General features: G+C 50.7%; 4 protein-coding genes. All 4 read left to right on the top strand.

The features are described from left to right. Positions 1-529, top strand: a 529-nt coding sequence (recR, locus tag Q0140_RS00645; RefSeq protein ID WP_297960539.1) for a recombination mediator RecR, incomplete at its 5' end; no start/stop codon positions are given. Positions 530-661: 132 nt separating this feature from the next. Next, the gene (locus Q0140_RS00650; protein ID WP_297960542.1) at positions 662-814 is read left to right on the top strand and encodes a hypothetical protein; all 153 of its coding nucleotides are present in this window, start codon (positions 662-664) and stop codon (positions 812-814) included. A gap of 222 nt (positions 815-1,036) precedes the next feature. Then, positions 1,037-2,344 carry a UDP-N-acetylmuramate--L-alanine ligase gene (murC, locus tag Q0140_RS00655; RefSeq protein WP_297960545.1) on the top strand — a complete coding sequence of 436 codons (1,308 nt, stop codon included), beginning with the start codon at positions 1,037-1,039 and terminating at the stop codon, positions 2,342-2,344. Between the two features lie 61 nt (positions 2,345-2,405). Continuing rightward, on the top strand, positions 2,406-3,139 hold a 734-nt coding region (locus tag Q0140_RS00660; RefSeq protein WP_297960548.1), incomplete at its 3' end, for a hypothetical protein.

Here is a 3,139-nt window from a genome sequence, read left to right on the forward strand (position 1 = left end):
TGAAAAGCTTCCGGGCGTGGGCAAAAAATCCGCCCTGCGCTTTGCGTACTACGTAAGCGTGCAAAACTCCTTTCTGGGGCTAAATTTAGCGCACAATATCGAAGAGGCGGTGCGTGGACTGCACAGATGCCACATCTGCGGAGCGGTATGCGAGGGCGAGATCTGCGAATACTGCGCCGACGAGGAGCGCGAAAGCGATAAAATTTGCATCGTCGAAAATCCAAAAGACATCTTTATTTTAGAGAGTAATAAAATTTACAACGGCCGCTACTTCGTGCTAGACGCCGCCGACGAAGATAAAATCGCGGCGCTACGCGATATGGTGAGCCGAAACGGCGCGCGCGAGCTGATATTTGCGCTGACGCCGGGCATCAACTCCGACGGGATCATGCTTTACGTCGAGGACAAGCTCGCGGATCTGGGTTTGAAATTTACCAAGCTCGCTCAAGGCGTGCCTACGGGCGTAAGCTTAGACAACGTCGATATGCTCTCGCTAATAAAGGCGATCAACGGGCGCACCGATATTTAAAATTTCGACGAAATTTTAAATTTATGCGGATAAATTTATAAGCTAAATTTAAAGCGCAAAGCGGCGAATAAGAGTTTTGCCGCGGAGTCAAGCGGCGAAATTTGAGGCGTAAATTTAAATAGTGGACGTGCGATGAAATTTATTAAAATTTACGCGGCTTCGGTGCGCGAAACGATGGGGTGGGCGCGGCGGCGCCCCGCTCGCCGCAAGGCTTTAACGGCGGATTTGAGCCGTAGAATTTTAAGCGCTTCCGTTTCGAAGCGGGGTTTTGAGCGCGGAATTTAGAGCGCTCAAATTTTAAAAGACGAAATTCTAAAGGTAAATTTAGATCGCTAAATTTTAAAAGCGGATTTGGAAGTAGCGAGACGGGGTTGCCCAACGCGGCGAGCTCGTAAAATTTAGAGGCGAATTTCAAGGCGCGCGGGAATGGCTTAAATTTTTAAATTTCGCCGGCGCGGGATTTAAAAATTTAAACGTAATTATCTATTATATTATTTAAGGACAAAAGTGAAAAAGGTTCATTTTATCGGCATCGGCGGCATAGGAATATCGGCATTAGCGAGATTTTTACACGAGAAAAATTTTATCATTTCAGGCTCTGATATCAAAGAGAGTGAGACGACCTATAAGCTAAGAGCGGACGGCATGGAGATCATCACTCCGCACGACGCTTCGGCGATCAAAGATCAGGAGATCGTCATCTACTCCGCCGCGATCAAAGAGGACAATGTCGAGCTGCAAGCCGCACGCAAAAAGGGGATCGTCTGCCTCTCGCGCAAGGAGGCCCTGCCCCTCGTGCTAAAAGACAAGCGCGTCTTCGCAGTCGCCGGCGCGCACGGCAAAAGCACTACAAGCGCGATAACCTCGGCGCTGATAGACGGCTCGGTTATCATCGGCGCGATCTCCAAGCAGTTCGGCTCGAATATGAAATATGAAAACAGCGAAAACATCATCTTTGAAGCCGACGAGAGCGATTCGAGCTTTTTAAATTCCAACCCTTACGTCGCAGTCGTGACCAACGCCGAGCCCGAGCATATGGATCATTACGACAACGATTTGGATAAATTTCACGCGGCGTATCGCGGCTTTTTGGAGCGCGCCAAGATCCGCGTGATAAACGCCGAGGATGAGTTTTTAAGCTCGATAAAGCTCGGCTGTATCAAGCTCTTTCCTTCGCGCGACATAACGGATCTGAAGGTGCTGCTGCGCGATCATCAGCCGTTTATGAGTTTTAATCTTAAAGAGCTCGGACGCTTCGAGGTTTACGGGCTCGGAAGGCACATCGCGATCGATACGTCGCTAGCGATCCTAACCGCGGCGTGCGAGACGGGGTTAGAACAGATCCGCAAAAATTTACTAAATTACAAAGGGATCAAAAAGCGCTTCGACATCCTGTGCGCCACCCCAAACTTCGTGCTCATCGACGACTACGGCCACCACCCTACCGAGATCAGAGCGACGCTGCAAAGCGCGCGCGAATACGCTAGCCTGCTAGGTCTTAGCAAGATCACGGCGATCTTTCAGCCGCACCGCTTCAGCAGACTTAAAGCGAATTTAAACGCTTTTAAGGAGTGCTTTGCGGGCGTGGAGGAGTTAGTCGTACTGCCCGTTTACGCCGCGGGCGAGCCAAGCAACGGCATCGATCTGAAAGAGGAATTTAAGGGGCTCGGGGCACTTTTTACCGAGCGAGTCTTTAGAAACGGCGAGCGGATAGAATTTAGCGATATTTTCGGCGTCCGCCACATCATAAACGACGGGCTCGTGATCGGATTTGGCGCAGGCGACATCACCTATCAGCTGCGCGGAGAATTTTAAGCTTGAAAACTCTCGCCGAATTTATGAGCCGAACTCCGCTGCGGGCGGGCAAGGATAGAATTTGAGATTTTTAATATTTATTTTCGCATTTTTATTTATCGCGGCGATCTTTTTCGTGCGGGACGAAATTTTAAGCAAAAGGGCTAAAATCATCGCCACGGCGCTGATCGTGCTGCTGTGCGCGGGAGCATATCTTTACGAGAGCGCGAGCGAGCGCTCCGCCAAGCTTGAGGAGGAGATGGTGTTTAAATTTAACGCAGGCGCGCGGCTAAGATGCGGCGGCGCGATAAATTCCACTTCCGAAACGCGCGGCGCGGCAAATTCCTCTCCCGAAAAATACGGCGAGGATGCGAAAAATTTGGGCTCGCAAGCGGACGAAGTAAATTTAAATGCGCAGGACAAGGTCGCTTCTGCCGCACAAAGCTCAACCGCCCAAACGAACGAGCAGGCTTCCGCCGCGCAAAACTATTCCGCGCAAACTAGCGACGCTATCTCGAGCGGGCAAAATTCTGCACAAAGCCCTACTTCGCAAAATTCCACAGGGCAAGGCGATACGCAGAGTCTCACGCCGCAAAATTCCGCGAATCAAGGAGGTACGCGAAGCTCTGCCTCACAAAATTCCGTGCAACTAGGTAACATGCAAACCTCCAATCCGCAAAGCTCCGCTCAAAATTCTAAAACTACGCAAAATTTCGCCGCAGACAAAGAGCAAGGCTCCACGCAAATCGTGACGCGAGAGAGCTTCACCTACTCCTTTTCGCTGGGCGCTTTCATCGCCAAAAAGAGCGCAGGCGC

The sequence above is a fragment of the uncultured Campylobacter sp. genome, assembly GCF_938045405.1.
Classification (GTDB): Bacteria; Campylobacterota; Campylobacteria; order Campylobacterales; family Campylobacteraceae; genus Campylobacter_B.

Coding starts and splice junctions, on each gene's coding strand:
- Q0140_RS00650 (WP_297960542.1), top strand. CDS start 662: ATGAAATTTATTAAAATTTACGCGGCTTCGGTGCGCGAAACGATGGGG.